Source organism: Thalassotalea eurytherma, from assembly GCF_030161415.1.
GTDB classification, from domain to species: domain Bacteria; phylum Pseudomonadota; class Gammaproteobacteria; order Enterobacterales; family Alteromonadaceae; genus Thalassotalea_G; species Thalassotalea_G eurytherma.
This window is the reverse complement of sequence record NZ_BSSU01000025.1, coordinates 1-1,755: the sequence shown is the minus strand read 5'-3', so window position 1 is coordinate 1,755 and position 1,755 is coordinate 1. Positions and strand designations below refer to the sequence as shown.

Below are 1,755 nucleotides of genomic sequence, written 5' to 3'. Positions count from 1 at the left end.
GGCTGTGATCCATTTTTGTGTTGATTGAATAAAATTTCAATATTAATCAACACTTAAAAGAATTCGTTAAAAACGTCCTCAAACTGTTCACCATTGTTCAATCTTTCTAAGCCACTATACATGTCCTTTGGGTTCATTGGCTCTAAAGCTATTAGTGATGCTTGATAATACTTTACATTGGTGTTTGGGAAGTCACTAAGGTAAAACACCGACTTAATCTTAGCGACGTCATCATTTGTCACATTAATGTTTTTTGATAAAAATGGCTTTCGGTAATCTGCTTTGATCCCTGTGCCTTCAATGAACCAAGCAGGTAATTGAGTTAGTTCAACAAACAAATTTGTTCTATGTCTGACCTCTGCATGAACAAGTTCATGAGCTATTACATTAGTGCTCAGTCCTTTGGGACCTAGAAATATACATTCTCTGAATAAACCAGAGTTTTGCATACCTGTGGGGTTAAATCCGAACTTGGCATATTTTGTTTCGGCTGTAGCAATGATTCTAGGGTTGGAAGTGGGAGTACCATAGATATCCGAAACCCTTTTAAATGCTGATTCTACAGCATGAGACAGCTCAACTTGCTTCGAAGTGTCGATACTTTGATCAATATAAAAATCTGGTGACACTTCATTGAAGTGTGTTACCCCTATCAGTTCGCAAGCAATGGCATCTTTTTTAAAGTAGCCAAATGAAGCTATAAAAAACGTAATAAAAACAATGATCAATATCTTAAGTATCTTCATTAAAATTCCAAATATTTATAGTGCTAAAACGACCCAGCTATCGTCTTTTTGTGACTGCTCCATTTGCCTAAACCAAGCAATGTAATTATCAAGATAATCTGTACCCACCCCATTAAATTGCCTTAACCACTGTTTCCAGCGCATCATCCAATTGTTTAGTGTTTGTATGTGGTAGATGCCATCTATAACTCGTTGATTATCAATAGCTATAAGGCGTTTATGATCAAGCTCAAAAGGAAGGTTTTTAACGATGGTTTGATATGACAAATTTCCATCGGTACACAATACACTCTCAGGCGTTAATACTGGTGCTAGTGATTTCTCTAGCTCTTCTCTTGTGTTTCTTTGCAAGACGCAGTGAGTGACAGCTCCGTTGCGATCTAATGCAAGCATAACTGGTACTTTAGGTATGTCATGGCTCTTAACACCACGCTTACGTGAAGGTCTTTCCAACTGGCGTTTACCCTTAAACGACTCGTTGATAAAGGTTTCATCGGCTTCAATTATCCCATGAAGCTCTGAAGGCTTTCTTTGTCTTGGTTTAGATAATAACTGATGTCGCCAACGCCAAGCGGTTTTAACATTAATACCTAGTTCACTTGCTGCTTCTCTGATCTTGGCTGTAAACCACATGCCTTCTGAATATTGGTGCCATTTATCTTGTTTTTTCATACCAGATAATGGCGTACCAGTAAGTGAATTAAAAGTTCGACCACAAACTTTGCATTTATATCTCTGCTGTCCTCGCGCTGTTGTTCCATATTTTGTAAACTCTTGGCTACCACAATGGGCACATTCGGCTACGCCTTCCTCATGCACAGCAATAGCTTTACCTACATGATTCGAAGAAATCATGTCTTCGATGTGTTGTCGGAGACGTTTCAACTGAACAAAAGTTAGCTCTTCTAATGTAGTTTGAAGATTGGCAAACTGAGTGTTATTCATAGACGCTCCTAACATGATTTGATTTTGTTAGTATAACAAACCAACACAGAAATGGATCAGAGCC

General features: G+C 38.1%; 2 protein-coding genes. Both read right to left on the bottom strand.

Annotated elements, in window-relative coordinates:
* Nucleotides 1–53 precede the first annotated feature (53 nt).
* Nucleotides 54–746 (bottom strand): hypothetical protein, encoded by a 693-nt coding sequence (locus tag QQK02_RS16340; protein WP_284209223.1) that lies wholly within the window; start codon nt 744–746, stop codon nt 54–56.
* 15 nt (nt 747–761) lie between these two features.
* A complete protein-coding gene (locus QQK02_RS16335) occupies nt 762–1,691 on the bottom strand; it encodes an IS1595 family transposase (RefSeq protein WP_284209222.1) in 930 nt (309 codons plus the stop codon).
* Between the last annotated feature and the right edge of the window lie 64 nt (nt 1,692–1,755).

Excerpts from the sequence above, each read along its gene's own strand:
- QQK02_RS16340 (WP_284209223.1), bottom strand. The coding sequence starts at position 746 with ATGAAGATACTTAAGATATTGATCATTGTTTTTATTACGTTTTTTATA.
- QQK02_RS16335 (WP_284209222.1), bottom strand. The coding sequence starts at position 1,691 with ATGAATAACACTCAGTTTGCCAATCTTCAAACTACATTAGAAGAGCTA.